This is a genomic window from Streptomyces sp. NPDC051909 (assembly GCF_040681095.1).
Classification (GTDB): Bacteria; Actinomycetota; Actinomycetes; order Streptomycetales; family Streptomycetaceae; genus Streptomyces.
The window spans coordinates 19,524-38,222 of the sequence record NZ_JBFAYA010000032.1 but is presented as its reverse complement, the minus strand read 5'-3'; the positions used below and the strand labels follow the sequence as shown (position 1 = coordinate 38,222).

The following is an 18,699-nucleotide window of genomic DNA, read 5'->3' as shown; positions in this document are numbered from 1 at the left end:
GATGTCAGCCAGCTGCTGGGTGCCAGGGGGCATCGGGTCTGGTAGGCCTCGGGTCCCCGGCCAGCCGCAGTGCGTACACATCGCGCCCCTCGGCATCAGGGATGGGGCCGAGGTAGGTGTGGCCGGTGAGGTGGCACCAGGCGGGCAGATCGAGCGGGGCGGCCGGGTCGGTGGCGATGACGTGGACGACGGTGCCAGCTGGGGCGTGGGCGATGCGCCGTCGCAGGCGCAGCAGCAGGGTGACGCAGAGCATGCCGGTGCCATCCACGACGACCGGCTCGCCGACGACCGGTCCGTCCTCGGCGGTGGGGACAGCAGTCATGCGGCGCCCGCCTCGACGGGCAGGGCGGCGAGACGCCATTCGAGCATGCCGTCGGCGAGCCGCTTGGCCCCGCGGCCTTTGGAGGTAAGGAGACGGACGGCATCGTGGGACAGGACGCAGTTGGTGCCCCGGCAGTAGGCGACGACCTCGGCGTCGGCCGGGAGTTCGGCCAGGCGCGCCGCCAGCTCGTCGAGGGGGATGGAGAGGGCGCCGGGGATGTGTCCTGCGGCGTACTCCTCGGCGGGCCGTACGTCGATGATGGTGGCGGTGCCGGCCTTGACCCGCTCCAGCAGCTGTTCGCGGGTGAGGTGGTCAGTGTCCTCTGGGCCGAGGTAGGCGGCGCGGGCCTGCTCGGTGGCGGCGCGGTGGGCGCGGGCGACCTGCTGCAGCAGGCCGTACAAGGCGGCGACGTCGTCGCCGGCCAGCCGGTAGTGGATGCGCACTCCGTCGCGGCGGGTGGTGACCAGGCTGGCCTGCTTGAGGGTCTGCAGGTGCGCGGACGCGGTGGTCAGACCGAGGCCGGCGGCCTTGGCGAGGGCGTCGACGCTGCGCTCACCCTGGGCAAGCAGGTCGAGTAGTTCCAGGCGCTTGCCGTTGGACAGTGCCTTGCCAGTGGTGGCGAGCGCGTCGAACAGGGCGGCCTTGCGGGTGGGGTCTCCCATGGCATCCTCCATCAATCCATGGAATATTGTATTAGTAAATCCGGGTGGGGTGCCACCCGCCTCGCCGCGATGCTGGAGAACGCCATGGGCTTCACCGACGAACACCTGATACCCCTGGTCGACGAGGGGCTGGGCAACAGTGCCTACCTGGTCGACCTCGGCGACGGCCGGGCCCTGGCCGTCGACGCCGCCCGCGACCTGCGGGCCCTGCGGACCGCCGCCGCGAAGCGCGGCCTCACGGTGACGTTCGCCGCCGACACCCACCTGCACGCCGACTTCCTCACTGGCGCCCTACAGCTCGCGCACGACGACGGCGCGACCGTGCTCGCCTCCGCCGCCGGCCATCGCGCCTTCCCCCACACCGCACTCGGCGACGGCGACGAGGTCGACCTAGGCGGCCTGACCCTGCGGGCGCTCGCCACCCCCGGCCACACCGACGAGCACCTGTCCTTCCTGCTGCTCGACGGCGGACGGGAGCTCGGGGTGTTCACCGGCGGCTCGCTGATCGTCGGCTCCGCCGCCCGCACCGACCTGCTGGGCGCCGACCGGGCCGAGGAGCTTGCCCGTGCCCAGTACCGCTCGCTGCAGCGCCTGACGACCCTGCCGGACGCGACCGCGGTGTGGCCCACCCACGGTGCAGGCTCGTTCTGCTCTGCCCCGCCCGGCGCCGAGCGCACCACCACTATCGGCGCCCAGAAGGCCGCGAACGACCTGCTCGCCGCCCCCGACGAGGACACCTTTGTCCGCGCCCTGCTCGGCTCGCTCGGTTCCTACCCCGCCTACTTCGACCGGCTTGGCGAGCTCAACCGCCGCGGCCCCGCCCTGCTGACCGCCGCACCGGGCCTCGATGCGCTGACCCCGGCTCAGGTGCACTCCCTGCTCACCGAGGGTGCCTGCCTGGTGGATGCCCGGCCGGTCGCCGAGTTCGCTGCCGGGCACATCCCCGGCGCCCTCTCCAACCCGCTGCGGCCCGCGTTCGCGACCTGGATCGGCTGGCTGCTGCCGCCAGACCTGCCACTCGTCGTCGTCCTCGGTCCCGACCAGGATGCGGCCGAACTCGCCTGGCAGGCCGCCAAGATCGGTTACGACCGGCTCGCCGGACAGCTCGCCGGACAGCTCGCCGGCGGCATGGACGCCTGGCGCGCCGACGGCGGCCCGATCGAAACGATCGAGCTGGTGACGGCTGAGAAGGTCGACACTCGGCCGGTGCTGGACGTCCGCCAGGACGCCGAGTTCACCGCCGGGCACATCCCCGGCGCCACCCACACCGAGCTCGGCTACCTCGCCGCCAACGGCCAGGTAGCCGCGGACGGGGCGGTGGTGATGTGCGGGCACGGTGAACGCGCCATGACCGCCGCCAGCCTGCTGGCCGCCCGCGGCGTCCGCGATCTCGCGGTGCTGACCAGCGGCGCGGGCGACTGGGCGAAGGCCACCGGCCGGGCGCTGGAGGACGGCTCGTGACCACCACCGACCACGCCACCAGCCCCGCCCCCGGCGGGATCCGGCTCGGCCTGCGCGCCAACCTCGCCCAGTTCTCCCTGCTCGTCGCGGTCAACGCCCTGGTCGGCGGCATGCTCGGCCAGGAACGCACCGTCCTGCCGCTGCTTGCCGACCGGACCTTCCACCTCTCCGCCTACACCGCAGCCCTGACCTACATCGTGGCGTTCGGCGCCACGAAGGCGGTCACCAACTTCTTCGCCGGCACCCTCTCCGACCGCTACGGCCGCAAGCCCGTCCTCGTCGCGGGCTGGATCATCGCGCTGCCGGTGCCATTGCTGCTGATCTGGGCCCCCTCCTGGGGCTGGGTGGTGTTCGCGAACGTGCTGCTCGGCGTCAACCAGGGCCTGACCTGGTCGACCACCGTCATCATGAAGATCGACCTCGTCGGCCCCGCCCGCCGCGGCCTCGCCATGGGCTTCAACGAGGCCGCCGGCTACCTCGCCGTCGCCGGGACCGCGATGGCCACCGGCGCGATCGCCGCCCACTGGGGACTGCGGCCCGAGCCGTTCTTCCTCGGCATCGCGTACGCCGCCCTCGGCCTCGGTCTCTCGGCCCTCGCCGTCCGGGAGACACGCGAGCACGCCCGCGCCGAAGCCGCCCTGCACCCCGCTCCGACCAACCTCGACCATCACGGTGAGCTGACCACTCGGCAGATCGCCCGCACCACCAGCCTCAACGACAAGGCCCTGTCCTCCGCGAGCTGGGCCGGCATGGTCAACAACCTCAACGACGCCCTCGCCTGGGGCATCTTCCCCCTGCTGTTCGCCGCCCACGGCCTGTCGATTGGGCAGATCGGCCTGCTCGCCGCCCTCTACCCCGCGGTGTGGGGCCTCGGGCAGATCGCGACCGGCTGGTGGTCCGACCGGATCGGCCGCAAGCACCTCATTACCGCCGGCATGCTGCTGCAGGCCGCCGCGATCGGCCTGGTTGCCGCCGGGACGACCTTCCCCGTCTGGGCGCTTGCCCAGGTCCTGCTCGGCGCCGGCACCGCGCTGGTCTACCCGACCCTGCTCGCCGTCATCGGGGACGTCGCCCACCCCGCCTGGCGCGCCCGCGCGGTCGGCGTGTACCGGCTGTGGCGCGACGGCGGCTTCGCCGTCGGCGCCCTCCTCGCCGGAGCCCTCGCCGACGCCTACGGCCTCACCACCGCCGTCTGGGCCGTCGCCGCCCTCACCGCCGCCGCAGGCGTCATGGTCGCAGTGCGGATGTACGAGACCCACCCGCGGCCGGGCACACCGTAGTAGTCCGGCGCTCTTCAACAAACCATCCTTTGCGCGAGCAAGATCAATCACGGGTCGCCGGACCCTCGCCGATCCCCGGATTCGTTCTCAGAGCCCGTACGAGAGTCGGGCGAACCCGGTGTCCGGGCAGACGTCGCGCGGGCTGACGATCTTGCCGGGCCCCGGGCGGCGGTGGGTGACGAACACAGGCCCGCGGGTGCGGCCCTTCAGCAGGCGGGGCGGGAGCCGGGCGGTGCCTGCGTCCCAGTACACGGTCTCCAGCACGTAGTCATCGCGGACCTGGCCGCGAAGGCGGGCCTTGGTCCGGGCACCCTTCGCCTTCACTGGGCAACGTCTGCCGGCGAAGTCCAGCTCCTCGATGTTCACGCCGAGGATCTCCTCCGCCCGGCCCGAGGGCTCGTAGAGCATCCGCCACAGGGTCTTCTCCCGCAGGTGGACCTCGCGCCGGGTGATCAGCCGGTCGACGGCCATCTTCGAGCGGGCCGGAGTCTCGGAGTCCGGCACCGCCAGCCGCTTCGCCCAGGCCGGGACCGTCGGACCCTCGTACCCGCGCTCGGAACACCAGCCCATCCAGGACAGCACCGCGCCGCGGCGGGCGTTCCAGGTGTTCACCGCCGAGCGGCCCCACAGCAGCTCCAGCGCCTCGCCGATCTCCGCGTCCTCCACAGAGGCGAGCGGCCTGCCCTCGCCGAGGCGCTCAGCGGTCTTCCCGACGGCGATGCCGTAGTGCCGGACGGTGTTCGGATTACCGAGCGAGTAGAGGAACAGGTCAGCCGCCGTCCGGACGGTCACCGCCTTCCCGGTCGGCAGGCGGACGAGCGTGGGCACCGTCTTCCCCTTGCCGCAGAAAACAGGGCCGCTTCGCGCAGCGGCCGGAGAACGCCACCGCAGGTGACAGATCAAGATAGCGCAGATATTGGGGTGTTATATGGGGGAAGACTTCAGACCGGTCCTGCCGCCAACGACCCGCCGGACGCCCACCAGGACCGACGGAGGCTTAGCGCACGATCTGACATTGATGTTCCTCAGACCCCTTGGCCGTCAGCCGACATGAGGAGTGCGTACTTTGTCTCCACCTTTGGTGAGCGTGTGAGGGAAGTCGTCGCCGAAGAGCTTGCCTGCACCACGGACGTGTGTACAGACAGCGCGAGGTTCATTGAAGACCTGGGAGCGGTCGAGGACGAGGAAACCCAACGAGGTCGCTGGGCTCTTCACGGCGCTGGAGAAGGAGTTTGGCGTTGACATTCCCGACGCTGAGCAGGAGCGGATCACCACCGTCGGGCAGGCCATCGCCTACCTCAAGGCGGAGGAAGCAGGCTCCGAGTAATGGCACACCGCCCTGGTGGTGACACAGGCAGGTCCGGGGTCCCGGCTGCATAGCGATCAGCCTGGCCACCGGCAGTCGTCCCGAGCGGCGCCCGCTCACGGTTACAACTGGGGTGAACCGTTCTGGCTTCTCTGCCGCTCGGTGTGAGCTGTCAGAGAGGATGGGACACGTGCCCAAGAAGATTGACGCAGCCCTTCGCAGCCAGACAGCCCGGCTGGTGACAGAGCATCGTGCGGAGTACTCCTCCGAGCGTGCACTGCATATCCAGGTCGCCGAGCCCCTCGGCGTCTCCCGTGAGTCCGTGCGGCGCTGGGGGACGGCCGGGTCGGCGACGGTGGTGCGGTGCCAGCGGCGCAGACGGAACCCTTCGATTCCGAACGTCCGCATGATCCTCGCGACGCGCGGCAGCTCGTGCGGGCTGCCCTGACTCAGTGCCGGTTCTGGTTACGCGAGTTGCGTGAGGGACAGAAGGTCCACTTCGGCATCCAGCCAGGGGCCCAGGCTGAGAACGTCACACCGGTCTGAGCTCTCATCCGTGGCAAACGGGCCTCGGCGGCGTGCGTGAGCGATCCGGGCTCTTCGCGCAAGGCGGCGCGTGCAGTGCTGCCACGCTCACGAGCCCGTTCTCCGGTTTTCCGTGTGCTTCCTGAGGGGCAACGGGCCCTTGGCCCCCGTGTGATGACGCGGGCTGGGGCAGGTTCACCGACTGCGTCTGGCGGGCTCCTGGCGGGGCTGCTGTTTCTTGCGTGTCATGTGGCGATTTTGCCAAGAGGTGGAGGGAAGCTGGCCTATCGGTATCACGAGGAAAGGTGGATTCGGGTGGTCACGGCAGTGGCAGGGGCGGGTGCGGAAACGATGGTGCGGCCGTTTGAGCCGGGGGACCGGGCGGCGGTGCTGGAACTCGTGGTTGCGGATTTGCTGCCCGGTTTGCCCGGCCTGACTTTCGCCGAGCTCGACATGGCGGTGGAAGGCACTTGCCCCGGCGGCTCTGTAGTGCGTGCCGATCTGGAGGACGTGTGCACTGAGGTACTTACTTTGGCGGACGGGCAGGTTGTGGGTGCGGTTTCCTGGGCGGTGCGGTCCTCGGATGGGGCAGGGGTTGTGTTGTGGCTGCACTGTCTGGAGGACGAGCAGTACCTGGCCAGGGCGCTGATCGCGCGTGTGGTGGCCCGGCTGGGGCGGCGTACGGTGCACGCGTTTGCGGAGCCCATTGCCCTGGCGCCCGCCGGGCTTCCGGTGCGCATGCGTCCCGGAACACGCCGGGCGCTGGAGGAGTGCGGGTTCACCGGTCTCGGCCGCTGGCGATACCTGTACCGCCGTCTGGATGACCGTGGCGGCCGGCTGTATGCAGTCGCGGATGTCGTGGAGTGCCCGGGGCTTCCCGGCTGGCGGCTGCAGTTGCGGGAGCGGGACGGCAGCCGTATTGGTGAGGCTCTGGTGGGCCTGCCTGTCGAAGGGGTCACGACTCTGCGGTGGGTCAGTCTGACCCCGGCGCGCCGCAGCGTGGGGAACATCCTGCTGGAACAGTGTCTGGCTCATCTTGCCGACCGCGGAGTCCGTGAGGTGACCGCCGTCCTGCCCGCTCCCGCAGACGGTCAGCCAGACCTGGATGCCGCCCTCGCCCTGCACACCGCGGCCGGGTTTGCAGAGGTGGACCAACTCTACGTTTACACCCGACGTCCTTGAGTGTCCGTACGCAGCCTCTCAGCAGTGCGCGAATGTTCGCTTGTACTCTCCGGAGAGAAAAGTGCCCGAGGTTCGAATGCCCCGACCGGACCGGCGGTCAGCAGGGACCGGAATGTTGAGCCGTCCTATGACGCCAGACGACGAGCCTGCGGTGCTGGGGCTGATCGACGCGGATCGGCTGCCCGGCCAGCAGCCGGCACACGAACTACTCGCACCTCCCGCGGAAAGTCCGCAGAAGGCGGAGACGCTCGTGGTGGGCGATGAGCATGGTGAGGTGGCGGGGGTAGTGCGCTGCCAGGTGAGGGCCGCGGACGGCGCGGGTCTGATCGTGTGGCTGCACGGCCGTGAGGACCTCGAGGTGATCGCCGCGCTGATCGCGCTGGCCCGGGCCCGACTGGGCGACCGGGTGCTGTACGCGTGCACCGGCCCGGCCACCGCGACCGGCATTCCTGGCCTGCCCACCGGGCACCGCCCTGTCACCGCACGCGCCCTGACAGCCGCCGGCTTCACTCAGGCTTCCGCGCAGCGGTACTTCCTGCGTGACCTGCCCGGCGCCCCTCCTGCGCCGCCGGCGTACCCGCTCGCGGACGTCACCGTCCTGACCGAACCTAACGGGTGGCGCTTCGAACTCACCGACACCGACGGCCAGCCCCTCGCCAGCGCGACCATGCTCGCCCCCGCATCAGCTACAGCGGGCATGGCCGTGCTGGCGCAGCTGACGGTCCAGTCCAGGCAGCGGCGACGCGGTATCGGCAGCCACCTGCTGGCCCAGTGCCTCAACCACGCCCACGTGCACGGTGCCGACCATGTCACCGCTGTCATCCCCGAGAACGGTACAGCCGCCGCCCGCCTCCTGGCGGGCGCGGCCTTCCTCCTGCTCGACACCCTCACCGTCTACCACTGCCGCCCCTGACCCGACGGCGCAGCAACTGCCGTGACGCCCAGTTCTTTCAGTGCTGTGAGGCAGGCCTCGGCACATGCGGAACGCTCTTCCACCGACTTTGACCGGCAACCAGGTGAACAGTCCGGAGCTGTGGTTCACCGTGGCTGGTGTCCCTGTCGCCAGGTTCACTCTCGCCTGAGAGGTCGTTTTATCCCGCTGTTTTATACCGAGATCGGCTGTTTGGTCTGTGGTGTCGGGTCTCGCCAGGAGATGGTGTTCTCGCTGGTGAGGCGGCGGGCCGTGAGGTCGGTCATCGCGATGTGGATCACGGCTTTGGAGCGGGTGGGCCGGGTTTCGTAGTCGCGGGCGAGGTGGCGGTGGAGCATGAGCCAGCCGTAGGTCCGCTCGACCGCCCACCGTTTGGGGATCGGGGTGAATCCCCTGGTCCCGGGTTTGCGGGCGGTGATCTCCATGTCGAGGGGTGCTGGTGAGCGCGGCGTTAGCGGTGTTGCTCGGGGCGAGCTCGATCGCAGGGATCGCGGTGACGCGGTAGGCGGCACTGGTGTTCGGGCAGCCGGCCTCGGCCTCGACGTTGTACCGGACGCTGGACGGTATCGGCCCGGTGCAGCTCTCGAAGATCACCTCCGCGCGGGCGAAGGTCCGCCACCACGTCCATGACCTGCTGGACCTGGGACCTGTGACCGGACGGCTTCCCCTGGATACGCATGGACAACCGCCCGTTGACCGGCTGGTCGGTGCTGGAAGTGGACGCCTCGTTCGTGCCAGCGCCTTCTGAGAAGGAGGGGGCCGAGCCGCACCGTAAGGGCTTCGGCCTGCACCCGCTGCTGGTGTTCCTGGACGACACCGACGAGCACCTGGTGTGCCGGCTCCGCCCGGGCAGCGCGGGAGCGAACACCGCCGCCGACCGCATCGACGTCGCCACGGAGGCCGTGCGGCAGCTGCCCACCCGCCGCCGCGGGAAAGTCCTCTTCCGGGCCGACGGGGCCGGCGCGACGAAGGAGTGGCTCGTCTGGATCACCACGGGCGGCGGCAACAAGGCCTACACCTGGGAGTACTCGGTCGGCTGGAGCCGGGACGAGGACTTCTGGACCGGCCCGGCGAAGGTCCCCAGGAGAGCGTGGATGCCCGCACCCGATGCGAAGGGACAGCCCCGAGAAGACGCCGGCCTGGTGGAGATCACCCGGCCTGCTCGACCCCGGCGAATGGCCGCCCGGTCTGCGAATCATCGTCCGCCGCGAACCGGCCCACCCCAAGTACACGAAGGACCTGAAGCCCTACGAGCTCGCGACCGGCTTCCGCTACGTGATCGCCACGAACACCACCGGCTGGCATCTGCGTGGACGCCCGGCACCGGGCCCACGCGCACGTCGAGTCCGGGATCCGTAGGTCGAAGGCACTGACCCTGCTGCGGCTGCCGTCCTTCAAGTTCGCCCTCAACCAGGCCTGGTGCACCCTGTTCGCCGGCCATGGACCTGCTGTCCTGGCTGCAACTGCTCGCCCTCGACGGCCGACTGGCCCGCGCCGAGCCCGCCGCCGTCTCCGCGCCGGTCTGCTCGACGTTCCCGCCAAGCTCACCGAACACGCCCGCCGCCGCGAGAGCTCAAGCTCGCCCCGCCCTGGCCCGCCGCCCGGCCTGTCGTATCCGCGTGGGACCGCATCCAGTCGCTCCCCGGCCCCGGCTGACCACCACGCCTCATCCCGACGGACCGGAAGGAGGAGCCGCCGCATCCTCGGCGAGTGGACGCCGGCGACACCCGCGACGACGCGCGGCCCGTCGGCCTGAACCGCGGCAGCCAGCTCGCGGAACGAACCATCAGAAACCCAACATATCGGCCGATCACCTCACGTCGGCCAGCGCACGTGAATGATCGAAGGCAGGGCCGAAAGAGCTGGTCCAGCGAGCGCGAGGCCTGCCTCGACACCTTTCGATGGCTGCCCCGCTACAACACCCGACGACGTCACCCCGCCTCGGACACCGCAGCCCCATCGCCTACGAGACAGCACCACAACCACATCAACTACGCCGGCCGAAGCCGCATAACCCGTGTCCAAAATTCGGGGTCAAGGCCCTCTGTAGGTCGCTCCCGTCCCCATACTCGCCGGGTGGGAAAGAGCTCAGTCACGCGACGGCCCGCCCTCGAACGGCAGAGGACCAACCGGGCGGCCAGTGGTGCCCGTCAGTCGACGGGCACCACTGAAGAATCGAGGCCAGCTGACAAACAGCCGCGCTCGGCTCAATACCTCATGGGTAAGTCACGGTGGGACTCTCTGGAACAACTTCCATCTCGGGCAGTTGTCCTGCTTCGATCACCGTCGAGGCTTGTTCTTCTGCGGTGGCAGCCATCCCTGCGATCGGGAATAGTCCCGCCGCAGCCATTAGTGCAGCAGCCAACGGCTTGGAGAAAATTGTGTATAGCATCTCTATCGCTCCACTGGATCGACTGGAAACGACTTGGAGGTCGCCATGCCGATTGAGATCTATCATTAATAGTTCTTGACGGCTCCTCGTCGTTCCGTAAATGTAGCCGTAGTGTAATTTCGATGAATGAGCAAGAATTACCCAAAAAGTCATTTGATGATCTTTGATCTGTTTAATGAGTAGTGCGGATACAGGCACTGAGGTGTTGCGTCCAGGGGTGCCGGTTGCGGAAGGCTGCGACCTGCTCGTCTAGGTGCTTGGCCATTGCGCTGACCTGGGACTTCGATAGCTGGGTGGCGCCGAGGGACTCGGCGAGCTTCTCGACCCGACGCGTGGAGACGCCGAGTAGGTAGGCGGTGGCGACTACCGAGATGAGGGCCTGCTCGGCCCGGTACTACAGCCGTGAGTCGTGATTGCGGTCCCTGCGGTCGCGGGTGGCGTGGTGGCTTCGGCGGGCGCGGGTCTGGTGGGTGCGACGCCAGAGGGGTCTGTCAATCGAACGGCCTTGTCTCACATTCGGTGGTGACGGAGAGTATCCGAGGAGGATGCGGTGGCGAAGAAGGGTGAAGCCTGCTCGTCCGTGCATCTGGCGCGCGATCCGCTTGGTCTTGGTATTGACGCCTTCGGTGGGTCCGTTGCTGTCAGGAGTTTGGCGAAGCCCCCAATAACGGAGGCCAGTTGGGTCATCTCGGGGGCAGGCGGCGGTAAGCTGGGCCAGAAGATCGCGATGTCGGCCTTGAGGTTGTCGGGCCTGGTGAGGATCATCCGGGCGAGCCGGCGCGGGGAGATGTGGCTGCGGTCGGCGTCCGAGCGCGCCCTGGTTGATGTGCTTGTGCAGGAGGTTCAGGTAGCCGGTGAACCCGAGGGCGTTGATCTCTTCGAAGAGGCGCTGGACGGGGACGGGCCGGGTACTCGGCACGGCGTTTGCGCAGGTGCTCGCGGTAGGGGTTGACGAGGCTGGCGCGGTACTTGGGGACGCGGAGCATCCGCTCGGGCCGGTCGGCTCGCGCTTAGCGTTTGACGGTGTTCAGGGCCAGTTTTAGGCGGCGGGCGCATTCGAGCAGGCCCGCGTCCTTCTCGAGCAGGTTGTGGACCTGGTGCCAGCGTTCCAGAGTCGTCTGCGCGCGGGGCCCGTCGTAGATGGGCGCGTCCAGCACTGCGGCCCAGCAGGTGCTGTGTGCCTTCACCTCGCTCAGGGCGGCTTCGCACAGGTTGTGCCACAGGTGCCACCGGTCGGCGACCTGGACTGCGTCGGGCAGGGCGCGGCTGATGGCCTCGGCGTAGGTGGCGGAGCCGTCTCGGCACACGACCTCGACGCCCGGATGCTCGCCAGCCACGCGTCCAGCGTATCGGCGGTGCGGTCGGGCAGTACGTCGATCCGTTCATGGGTCTCTGCGTCGATGATCACGGTGGCGTAGCGGTGCCGCCGGGCAGGGCGAAGTCGTCGACGCCGATCACCCGGGGCACCCGCCCGGTGGGCAACGGGATGCGCAGCAGGGTCCGCAGGGCCGTGTGACGCGACAGGCCCACCGCGAGTATCGCCAGCAGACGTGATCCAGCCCGGCCCGCTAACTCTTTGGCCACGGCCTTGACCTGCCTGGTCAGACGGCCGTACGGCGCTGGTATCGCTCCAGCACTCTGGGCATCTGCTCGCGGAAGGTCTGCCGGCAGCCGCGTGTGGGACACACCAGACGCCGCACCCGCACACGGACCACCACCCGGCGGACGTCGACCGGTACGTCGGCGGCTGTCAGCCAGTGGTAGCCGTGCACCCGCCCCGCCGACGCCCCGCACACCGGAAAGATCGCGGCCTCCTGCGGAGTCCGCGCCCGCACCACGATCCGCTCACCCTCGTCGGCCGCATCCTCGACGACCGGCGGGAAAACCCGAAAACACCATCTGCGCAAGCTCGTTGACGTTCTTCATGCGATGGTCAACGACCCTCACAACTCCCCGTCACCACCGAATGTGAGACAGGGCAGCCGTTCGATTGACAGACTCGTAGATCACCGCGTCGGCAGGCTGTTCGTCGAGGGACTGTAGAAGGTCCAGGAGAGGGGCACCGTGAGAGACTACGTTGCCCACTTCGCGCGACGTCTCGAACTGGGTCGCTCACCTGGGGATTCACCGGACATGGGGGCGGCCTTCATCTGACCCTGTGATCCGACCAAGGTGCACGTGACCACGACGAAGACCGTGCAGGGAATGAGGGTGAGTTTGCTGCCTGATGCCTTCCGGGGCGGGTTCTACGCGTGTCTGACCGCCCGGAGGGATGAACTGTTCGAGCTGTCCGACGCGCTGTTGTGCGCGGACGGTGTGGTGAAGTCCCCGGTGGATTTGACGCTGCTGCCCGAGCATCGTCGTGGGCACGGAGCAACATAAGGCGGCCTGAACCACGGCCGGATCGACACCGATCGGCTGCGGACGGTGCTGGCCGGGCTGCCGCTGCCGCGTTTCGACGGCGGGCGCCTGGTCCTGGCGGTCGACGTGTCGCCGTGGCTTCGCTGGGACGCGCCCTGCTCGGCCGAGCGGCTGTTCTGTCACGTCTACGGCCGTGCGAAGACGGCCTCGCAGTTCATCCCGGGCTGGCCCTACTCCTTCGTGGCCGTGCTGGAGCCGGGCGCCACCTCCTGGACCGCAATCCTGGACGCGGTCCGGCTGGGACCGGTGGACGACGCGACCGCGGTCACCGCCGCCCAGCTGCGGGGCGTCGTCGAGCGGCTCATCACCGCAGGCCAGTGTCAGGTCGGGGAGCCGGCCATCGTGATCGTCAGCGACGCCGGTTATGACGTCACCCGCCTGGCCTGGGTCCTGCGCGACCTGCCCGTCGAGCTGGTCGGCCGGGTCCGCTCCGACCGCAGCCGGCCCTGGGAGAAGCCCACCACTTCCGACCGGCTGACCCCGGCCCGGGTCCGCCGGGGGTTTCGGAACATCCGCGCGGATCTCGTCTGCCCGGCCGTGTTCCCAAACGCCGGCCCAGGACGACCACCCGGCGCCAAGAACAGACACCGGGCACCCCGCTACGACGTCGGCAAGACCGTCAAACGCCCCGAGACCCTCAAAGCCATCGGAAGACCTGGCAGATCCTGGTATATAAAGAACAAGCTGAGAGCGGGGCGGGGACTCTGGCCGGGGTGTTGCCCAGAGCCCCCTCGCGGAGGCCGGGCCTTCAACGACGTCACCCGTGAACGGCCTCTTCTCGGCTGATACGGCTGTGACTGATCAGCTGAGAATCGTCCGCTGTAGGCCGGCGAGGTCAGGGTGGTTCCGGCTGTGGCCCGTCCGGGCTCTCGTCGGAACCGGGTGTCTCCGTCGGGGGCGGTCCGTCATGACTTGGGTTGTGCTGGTCGAGGGTTTCGGTCAGTGCGAGGGCGTCGGCGTGGTGTTCGAGCGTTCTGAGGAGTAGAACGGCCAATTCTTTGTCGGGCCATACGTCCTCGGGGACCGGCCCCAGGAGGTAGCCGGTAACCCACAGCCGGGCCAGCATGCTGGCGGCCGAGCCGCGCAGCGTTGTGAACAGGGCCGGGTCGTCTCTGGTCAGAAAGCCCCCCGGAGCCAAGCCCAGCTCGTCGACGAACTGCCAAGCTCTGGCGAACAGTTCGTCGGCGTCGTGGTCGGTCTGCGCGAAGCGGCAGGCGATATCGTCCAGCCATACCCCGGTCATCACCCCCGCCGCGTGCAGCAAGTCCCGCACCCGCTCCCCGTCACTGTCCTCGCACACCAATAGCTCACCATGCAGCTCCCGCAGCTCACGCAGCAGTGCCTCGATGTCACGCAGGGTCTCCAGACGCAGCACCCGAACCCGGCGCACCGCGCCCTCATCACCGCCTGCAGGAGCGGACATGCCCCCATCCTGGCCCCCCACGCGACTGCGCGCATACGCAGAACGGGCAAACGCGTCCCGGGGGCTTCTCAGCCAGCGGTTTGCGCAGCCATATCCCCGTAAGCGGGCCGATTTCGGCGCGCGGCCTGGCAGGGTATCGGAACCGGGCGCGTGTTCTAATCGGACTGGAGGGGTGGTAGCTCAGCTGGTCAGAGCAGCGGACTCATAATCCGTCGGTCGTGGGTTCAAGTCCCACCCACCCCATGTTCCAGGCCTCTGCCCGCTGCCGCCGGACGCTCTCCTGGGCTGCTGCCAGACTTTCACTACGGGGCCGGTAGTGGGGCCTGCTCGCCGCTTCGCCCGAATATGTTCAGTGATGTGGACGGGGCCCCGTGCTGTGGGTTGGCTGAGGGGTGTCGGTGGGAGTGGAGGGAGTCGAACCCTCACGCCGCGAAGGGCACCGGGACTTGAATCCGGGGCGTCTGCCAGTTCCGCCACACTCCCGTATCTGTAGCTGAGGGTACGGTACCTCACTGCCGCAGCGCATTTGACGGCCTTGCTCGGTAGGGGAGCGGATGTCTCGTTGATCAACTTGAACGGACCGTCCTGTTGACGAGTGCCTGCAGCGAATCGAGTCCTGTTCCAGTCCTCGCCCACGGCGAGGACGTACGCAAACTGCTCGTCGGCTTGGAGCCTGCTCAGTTTGGTGAAGGGGCGGTAGCGGCCGAGGACGCAGCCGGATCATGGTGGAAGGGTCTGCGGACGGTGGCCTGGGACAGCACCGGCATCCTGGTCGCGGACAGCGAGGCAAACCGGTCGTATTGCGGCCGGGCCGCCGGCCGCAACGGGGTCTGCGGATTCCCCATGATCAGGCTGTCCGTACTGGTCGAGTGCGGGACCCGGGCGCTGATCGACGCGGTGCTGGGGCCGTGGACCCAGTCAGAGGAGTCCCAGTGCACGGACCTGTGCCGGGCGCTGAAACCAGGCTTGCTGCTGCTGGCCGACAGCGGCAGCAAGGGTTTCGCGCTGGCCCGGTCGGCCGTGGCCACTGGGAGCGCAACCGCTGTGGCGGATGAGCGCCGACCTGCAGCCACCGGTACTGCACGCTCTTCCCGACGGCACCTACCTGTCGATGTCCACAGGGATCAACGAACGCGACCGTCTGCGCCGGTGGACTCCTCACCGGCGCACGATCGCGCCGCAGATCTCCGGCATGGTCATACGCGTGATCGAGGCCACGGTGACCGTCCGTGCCGCTGACGGCACGACGACGGCCACGAGCCTGCGGCTGTTCACCACACTGCTGGACCACCAGCGCTACCCGGCGGCTGAACTCGCCGAGCTCTATCACCGCAGGTGGCAGGCAGAGACCGCGTACTTCGGGTTCAAGGTCACGCTGCGCGGGCCGGACCGCGTGTTGTGCTCGCGCCACACCGACGACGCCCGGCAGGAGCTGTTCGGTCTGCTCATTGTCTATCAGGCCGCGCGGCAGATAGCCGCCGACGCTGCTCTGCAGGCCGGCCGCTTGTCGAAGGCCTTCTTCCCGGCTGGGGTGACGGCGTTGGCGTGGTGTTCGCCCTTGCCGACGTCCAGGCCGAGGAAAGCACCGATCTCGCTGACGTTGATCACGCGCGTCCTCCGGTCGTACTTCGGCCCGGCCGTCCCACGGCACCGATCGCCACATCCACATTACGAAGAGCCTCCCGACCTGCGAAGAAGCCGGTGGCCATGCCCCTAATCGGCGGTCTGTCGATGCCTCCGGAGCCGGTGACACCACCCCAGGCCATGCGTTCGACAGGGGGAGAAAGTCATGCCAGCTCCGGAGGCCGGGCACCCGTTGCGGGGCCACCAAGAAGGCAATGGGGGGAGCGGGTTCAGCGCGCGCGGCCGGTTCCGTCGTGGAAGGTGGGGCCGGTGGATCCGGGGGGCTTGGGGGTGTCCGGTCAGCGCTGGGTGAGCGCCTGGTGGACGAGTGGGGTGGGGGTGAGGTTGGGCTCCGCGGTCGGGCGGAGCGCGGTGGTGTCGTCGTGTCGCGGGGTGTGGGTGTGGAGTGGTTCGTCCGCTCGGATGGCTGCTTCCGGTTTCGGGTGGGCGAGGCCGGCTGGCGGGTGGTTTCCGGTGCCGGGGCGGGGAGTGGGTCAGGCCGCTGTGAGGTCGGCCCAGTGGTCGATGAGTCCGTCGGGACTGGGGCCGGGGCTGGTTCCGGTGTGGTGGGCGAGGGCGGTGATGATGGTGTCGCCGCGGCCGTGTTCGTCGTCGGGGCGGGTGGCGGCCCAGCTGGTGGGGGTGGACGCAGGTTGGGGGCCGCCGTCGCTGACGTGGACGCGGGCGTGGCCGGATCCGTCTGCCGTCGCGTGCAGGTGGAGGGTGACGGGCGGCAGGGCGTGGGTGACGGCGTTGGTGACGAGTTCGGAGATGACCAGCAGGGTGTCGTAGATCTGGTCCTCATCCAGTCCCCAGGAGGCCAGGACAGGGCGGGCGGCGTGGCGGGCGGTGGCCGGTGCGTGTGGGCCGTGGTCCAGAGGCAGGCCGAACACGTGCTCACCGGCCGGGATGGCCCGCGGTGCGGGGCGCGGCCGCCGAGCGGGGGAGATCGTGGTGGTCGTCATCGGGATCACTGCCTGTCCGGAAGGGGGCCGGAACGCTTTTTCTGGTACTTCCAGCACACTCTCGTGGAGCATGGAAACCCTGAGCAGTCAATACCTAGATCGGAGCGAATCGGGCATCGGGTGGTGCTGGTCGAGGTCGCGATCTTCATTGGCCGGGAGGTCTGGCGGGGCGAGCTAATGGAGCGGTGTCCCGGACGCGTCGGGTGGCGAGGTGCTCTTGGCGGTGTCCTATGCGGTGAGGCGGCCGTTGGGCCGGTTTCGGGGCGGGGTACGTAGGGTCCGGATTGATTGTCTCCGGAGGGGCTGTGGGAGACCGCAGAGCCGCTGATCCCGCCTTCCAAGGGCAGTTGCTATGTGGCGGGTCCCGGGACACGCCCGGTGAGACGTTGTTCGCCGTGGTCATCGACGTGCTGGTGTCGGCTGCGCCTGGTGGGTCCTGCCAGCCTGCTTCGGGATATCGAAGGCGACGGCTCACCGCCGGTTCCTGATCTGGTCGCGGGCGGGCGTCTGGGTCCAGCTGCACGGGGGATCCCGCATCGCCTCGGCGATGTCGGCCGGCTCTACCCCTTCTGTGTTGTGTTCGGCTTTGCCCACGTCAGGGCGAAAACAGGGGTGAACCTACAGGTCCCGGGCTGAGGACCGCAGGGTGTGAGGTGCTGCTGGTCAAGACGGGTCGCAAGACCGGTCTGGATGCGGCAGTGGGCGCCCAGGCCTGAGCGAGAGCGCGGTTGACGGTGCGCTGGGTGGCTGTTTGGGGCCGGTGGTGGCCCGGTGGGCGACGCCCCGGTAGACGCGGTCTGCGAGGGGGCGGGACGCTGGCTCCCAGATCTGGCTGATCTTGTGCGTCTGCGCGGCAGTCACGCTATGTGTGCGGCCGGGCAACTCGGGCCAGATCCGTAGCACCTTGCCGGCGCGGGATCCGTGACGCCCGGCCGTCGCCGACGCGGCGCACTCGGCGAGAGTTCCGTCCACGGGCCCGAAGCCGTCTAGACCCGGATTTCGCACGTGGGGTTTGAGGTGTCCAGCCAGCGTGGGTGGGCTTCGTAGATGCCGAGGAGTTCGAGGAGAGGTGGGCTTGAACTGCGCGTGTGATCAGGATGGTTGGTGGGTCGGTGGTTGTTCCGGCCCGGATCCTGAGGTCGGCGAGCCGGTAGAGGATCATGCGTCCGGTCGGGCGGAGGGTCCGGATGCCGGGGTAGAGCCCGCGCATGGTCTGATTCCCGCCCAGGGCCTGGCGGACTTGGCGTTCGATGAGTGGCAGAACACAGCAGGGCCAGGCAGATCACGGTGATCAGAGCGGCGATGCGCCGGTTGTGGTGCAAGAACACCGGAGCCACGGCGAGCGGGCCCTTGAAGTCGCTGTAGCGGCGCTCGATCGCTGGCTGGCCCTTGTAGCAGACGAGGACCTCGGCGACGTCGGCCTCAGCGGGATCGAGGGTGGTCAGCAACGCGTACCAGCCGTCCGTGGCGGCCTCGGCGGCCAGGGCCTCCTGGTCATAGTGCCAGGTCAGGGTGGGCCGTCCGGCCTCATCGACGGTGATGGAGGTGACCAGACAGGAGCCGATACGGCGTTTGCTGGTGATCACACCGATCCGGGCGGTGACCCTTTGAGCGGTGGCGTAGCGCCGGCCACCGCAGGCACGCTCGAGCTTGTCCAGTTCCTCACACGCGCTCTCCAGACGCCGGGTGCGGGCGGCCTGCTGGGCCGCCGCGTTGGCACTGGAATGGACCAGGATCCGGCGCACGGTGATCTGCGGATCGCGCTTGCGCGGACCGGCCAGGGTCTGGGTGCCCTCCAGGACCCGGTATCGCCCGCGCCGATCGAGAGGTTTGTTCACGTCCCGTCCGGCGGCGTAGTCGACGGGGCGGGCTGCTCAAGATCGAGCGTTGCGTACAGCCCGTCGGGGATCCTCGCCGAGGAAGCTGGAGCGATGAACCTCACCCTGCTCCTCGCAGGGCCAGCAGGTTGCCGTAGGAGATCAACTTCGAATCGCCGATCATCAAAAAGTCGCGGGGCGCGGCCGTCTCGCGCAGGGCCGTCATTGCCCCACGACCTGGGAGACCTCGCCGGCCCCGCCGTCGTAGGCGCGGTGGAGGACAGGGATCCCGCCGTCCGCCGAGATCGCGATACCGGTCTGGACCTGCTTTCAGATCCGCCTGTCGGTCCTCGGGGTGACCGTACGTGACCTGAGGGAATCCCTCCTCC

14 protein-coding genes, 2 tRNA genes and 6 pseudogenes are annotated in these 18,699 nt (G+C 68.9%); 11 read left to right on the top strand and 11 right to left on the bottom strand.

Going from position 1 to position 18,699, the window contains the following annotated elements; translation table 11 throughout:
- Positions 1-4: 4 nt before the first annotated feature.
- Both AB0M18_RS32500 and AB0M18_RS32495 read right to left on the bottom strand, forming a co-directional pair.
- A complete protein-coding gene (locus AB0M18_RS32500; protein ID WP_365764399.1) occupies positions 5-322 on the bottom strand; it encodes a sulfurtransferase TusA family protein in 318 nt (105 codons plus the stop codon).
- A complete protein-coding gene (locus AB0M18_RS32495) occupies positions 319-984 on the bottom strand; it encodes a metalloregulator ArsR/SmtB family transcription factor (RefSeq protein ID WP_365764397.1) in 666 nt (221 codons plus the stop codon). The genes AB0M18_RS32500 and AB0M18_RS32495 overlap by 4 nt, the downstream gene beginning before the upstream one ends.
- 69 nt (positions 985-1,053) lie before the next feature.
- Between AB0M18_RS32495 and AB0M18_RS32490 the strand changes: the two genes are divergently transcribed.
- Both AB0M18_RS32490 and AB0M18_RS32485 read left to right on the top strand, forming a co-directional pair.
- Positions 1,054-2,445 (top strand): MBL fold metallo-hydrolase, encoded by a 1,392-nt coding sequence (locus AB0M18_RS32490; protein WP_365764395.1) that lies wholly within the window; start codon positions 1,054-1,056, stop codon positions 2,443-2,445.
- A complete protein-coding gene (locus AB0M18_RS32485; protein WP_365764393.1) occupies positions 2,442-3,725 on the top strand; it encodes an MFS transporter in 1,284 nt (427 codons plus the stop codon). The genes AB0M18_RS32490 and AB0M18_RS32485 overlap by 4 nt, the downstream gene beginning before the upstream one ends.
- A gap of 93 nt (positions 3,726-3,818) precedes the next feature.
- Here the strand turns inward: AB0M18_RS32485 and AB0M18_RS32480 are convergent.
- Positions 3,819-4,553, bottom strand: a pseudogene (locus AB0M18_RS32480) (site-specific integrase); the annotation flags it as partial.
- 328 nt (positions 4,554-4,881) lie between these two features.
- On the opposite strand from AB0M18_RS32480, the gene AB0M18_RS32475 reads away from it, so the two are divergent.
- From AB0M18_RS32475 to AB0M18_RS32460, 4 genes are all read left to right on the top strand, one after another.
- Positions 4,882-5,052 carry a hypothetical protein gene (locus AB0M18_RS32475; RefSeq protein ID WP_365764391.1) on the top strand — a complete coding sequence of 57 codons (171 nt, stop codon included), beginning with the start codon at positions 4,882-4,884 and terminating at the stop codon, positions 5,050-5,052.
- A gap of 169 nt (positions 5,053-5,221) precedes the next feature.
- Positions 5,222-5,479 (top strand): hypothetical protein, encoded by a 258-nt coding sequence (locus AB0M18_RS32470; RefSeq protein WP_365764389.1) that lies wholly within the window; start codon positions 5,222-5,224, stop codon positions 5,477-5,479.
- A 392-nt stretch (positions 5,480-5,871) separates the two neighbouring features.
- On the top strand, positions 5,872-6,738 hold the full coding sequence (locus AB0M18_RS32465) for a GNAT family N-acetyltransferase (protein WP_365764387.1): 867 nt from the start codon (positions 5,872-5,874) through the stop codon (positions 6,736-6,738).
- A 274-nt stretch (positions 6,739-7,012) separates the two neighbouring features.
- The gene (locus tag AB0M18_RS32460; protein ID WP_365764385.1) at positions 7,013-7,651 is read left to right on the top strand and encodes a GNAT family N-acetyltransferase; all 639 of its coding nucleotides are present in this window, start codon (positions 7,013-7,015) and stop codon (positions 7,649-7,651) included.
- A gap of 191 nt (positions 7,652-7,842) precedes the next feature.
- Here AB0M18_RS32460 and AB0M18_RS32455 read toward each other — a convergent pair.
- A pseudogene (locus AB0M18_RS32455) lies at positions 7,843-8,100 on the bottom strand (IS5/IS1182 family transposase); the annotation flags it as partial.
- 246 nt (positions 8,101-8,346) lie between these two features.
- Here AB0M18_RS32455 and AB0M18_RS32450 point away from each other — a divergent pair.
- On the top strand, positions 8,347-9,042 hold the full coding sequence (locus AB0M18_RS32450) for a transposase (protein ID WP_365764383.1): 696 nt from the start codon (positions 8,347-8,349) through the stop codon (positions 9,040-9,042).
- 842 nt (positions 9,043-9,884) lie between these two features.
- Here AB0M18_RS32450 and AB0M18_RS32445 read toward each other — a convergent pair.
- From AB0M18_RS32445 to AB0M18_RS32435, 3 genes and pseudogenes are all read right to left on the bottom strand, one after another.
- Positions 9,885-10,259 carry a hypothetical protein gene (locus AB0M18_RS32445; RefSeq protein WP_365764381.1) on the bottom strand — a complete coding sequence of 125 codons (375 nt, stop codon included), beginning with the start codon at positions 10,257-10,259 and terminating at the stop codon, positions 9,885-9,887.
- A gap of 22 nt (positions 10,260-10,281) precedes the next feature.
- A pseudogene (locus AB0M18_RS32440) lies at positions 10,282-10,452 on the bottom strand (transposase); the annotation flags it as partial.
- A 144-nt stretch (positions 10,453-10,596) separates the two neighbouring features.
- Positions 10,597-11,987, bottom strand: a pseudogene (locus tag AB0M18_RS32435) (ISL3 family transposase); the annotation flags it as partial.
- A 279-nt stretch (positions 11,988-12,266) separates the two neighbouring features.
- Here AB0M18_RS32435 and AB0M18_RS32430 point away from each other — a divergent pair.
- Positions 12,267-13,124, top strand: a pseudogene (locus AB0M18_RS32430) (transposase); the annotation flags it as partial.
- A gap of 193 nt (positions 13,125-13,317) precedes the next feature.
- On the opposite strand, the gene AB0M18_RS32425 reads toward AB0M18_RS32430, so the two are convergent.
- Entirely contained in the window at positions 13,318-13,905 is a 588-nt protein-coding gene (locus tag AB0M18_RS32425; RefSeq protein WP_365764379.1) for a hypothetical protein, read from the bottom strand.
- Positions 13,906-14,074: 169 nt separating this feature from the next.
- On the opposite strand from AB0M18_RS32425, the gene AB0M18_RS32420 reads away from it, so the two are divergent.
- Positions 14,075-14,148: transfer RNA gene (locus AB0M18_RS32420), tRNA-Ile, on the top strand.
- Positions 14,149-14,304: 156 nt separating this feature from the next.
- Here the strand turns inward: AB0M18_RS32420 and AB0M18_RS32415 are convergent.
- Positions 14,305-14,388, bottom strand: a tRNA-Leu gene (locus AB0M18_RS32415).
- 568 nt (positions 14,389-14,956) lie between these two features.
- On the opposite strand from AB0M18_RS32415, the gene AB0M18_RS32410 reads away from it, so the two are divergent.
- The gene (locus AB0M18_RS32410) at positions 14,957-15,622 is read left to right on the top strand and encodes a hypothetical protein (protein ID WP_365764439.1); all 666 of its coding nucleotides are present in this window, start codon (positions 14,957-14,959) and stop codon (positions 15,620-15,622) included.
- Between the two features lie 400 nt (positions 15,623-16,022).
- Here the strand turns inward: AB0M18_RS32410 and AB0M18_RS32405 are convergent, their stop codons facing one another.
- Positions 16,023-16,493 carry an ATP-binding protein gene (locus AB0M18_RS32405; protein WP_365764377.1) on the bottom strand — a complete coding sequence of 157 codons (471 nt, stop codon included), beginning with the start codon at positions 16,491-16,493 and terminating at the stop codon, positions 16,023-16,025.
- 288 nt (positions 16,494-16,781) lie between these two features.
- On the opposite strand from AB0M18_RS32405, the pseudogene AB0M18_RS32400 reads away from it, so the two are divergent.
- Positions 16,782-17,122 (top strand): annotated as a pseudogene (locus AB0M18_RS32400) (transposase); the annotation flags it as partial.
- A gap of 357 nt (positions 17,123-17,479) precedes the next feature.
- On the opposite strand, the gene AB0M18_RS32395 reads toward AB0M18_RS32400, so the two are convergent.
- The gene (locus AB0M18_RS32395; RefSeq protein WP_365764375.1) at positions 17,480-18,331 is read right to left on the bottom strand and encodes a hypothetical protein; all 852 of its coding nucleotides are present in this window, start codon (positions 18,329-18,331) and stop codon (positions 17,480-17,482) included.
- Positions 18,332-18,699: the final 368 nt, after the last annotated feature.

Bases quoted from the DNA above. Each gene is read 5' to 3' on its own strand.
- AB0M18_RS32500 (WP_365764399.1), bottom strand. From the start codon at position 322: ATGACTGCTGTCCCCACCGCCGAGGACGGACCGGTCGTCGGCGAGCCG.
- AB0M18_RS32495 (WP_365764397.1), bottom strand. From the start codon at position 984: ATGGGAGACCCCACCCGCAAGGCCGCCCTGTTCGACGCGCTCGCCACC.
- AB0M18_RS32490 (WP_365764395.1), top strand. From the start codon at position 1,054: ATGCTGGAGAACGCCATGGGCTTCACCGACGAACACCTGATACCCCTG.
- AB0M18_RS32450 (WP_365764383.1), top strand. From the start codon at position 8,347: ATGGACAACCGCCCGTTGACCGGCTGGTCGGTGCTGGAAGTGGACGCC.
- AB0M18_RS32425 (WP_365764379.1), bottom strand. From the start codon at position 13,905: ATGTCCGCTCCTGCAGGCGGTGATGAGGGCGCGGTGCGCCGGGTTCGG.
- AB0M18_RS32410 (WP_365764439.1), top strand. From the start codon at position 14,957: ATGAGCGCCGACCTGCAGCCACCGGTACTGCACGCTCTTCCCGACGGC.
- AB0M18_RS32405 (WP_365764377.1), bottom strand. From the start codon at position 16,493: ATGACGACCACCACGATCTCCCCCGCTCGGCGGCCGCGCCCCGCACCG.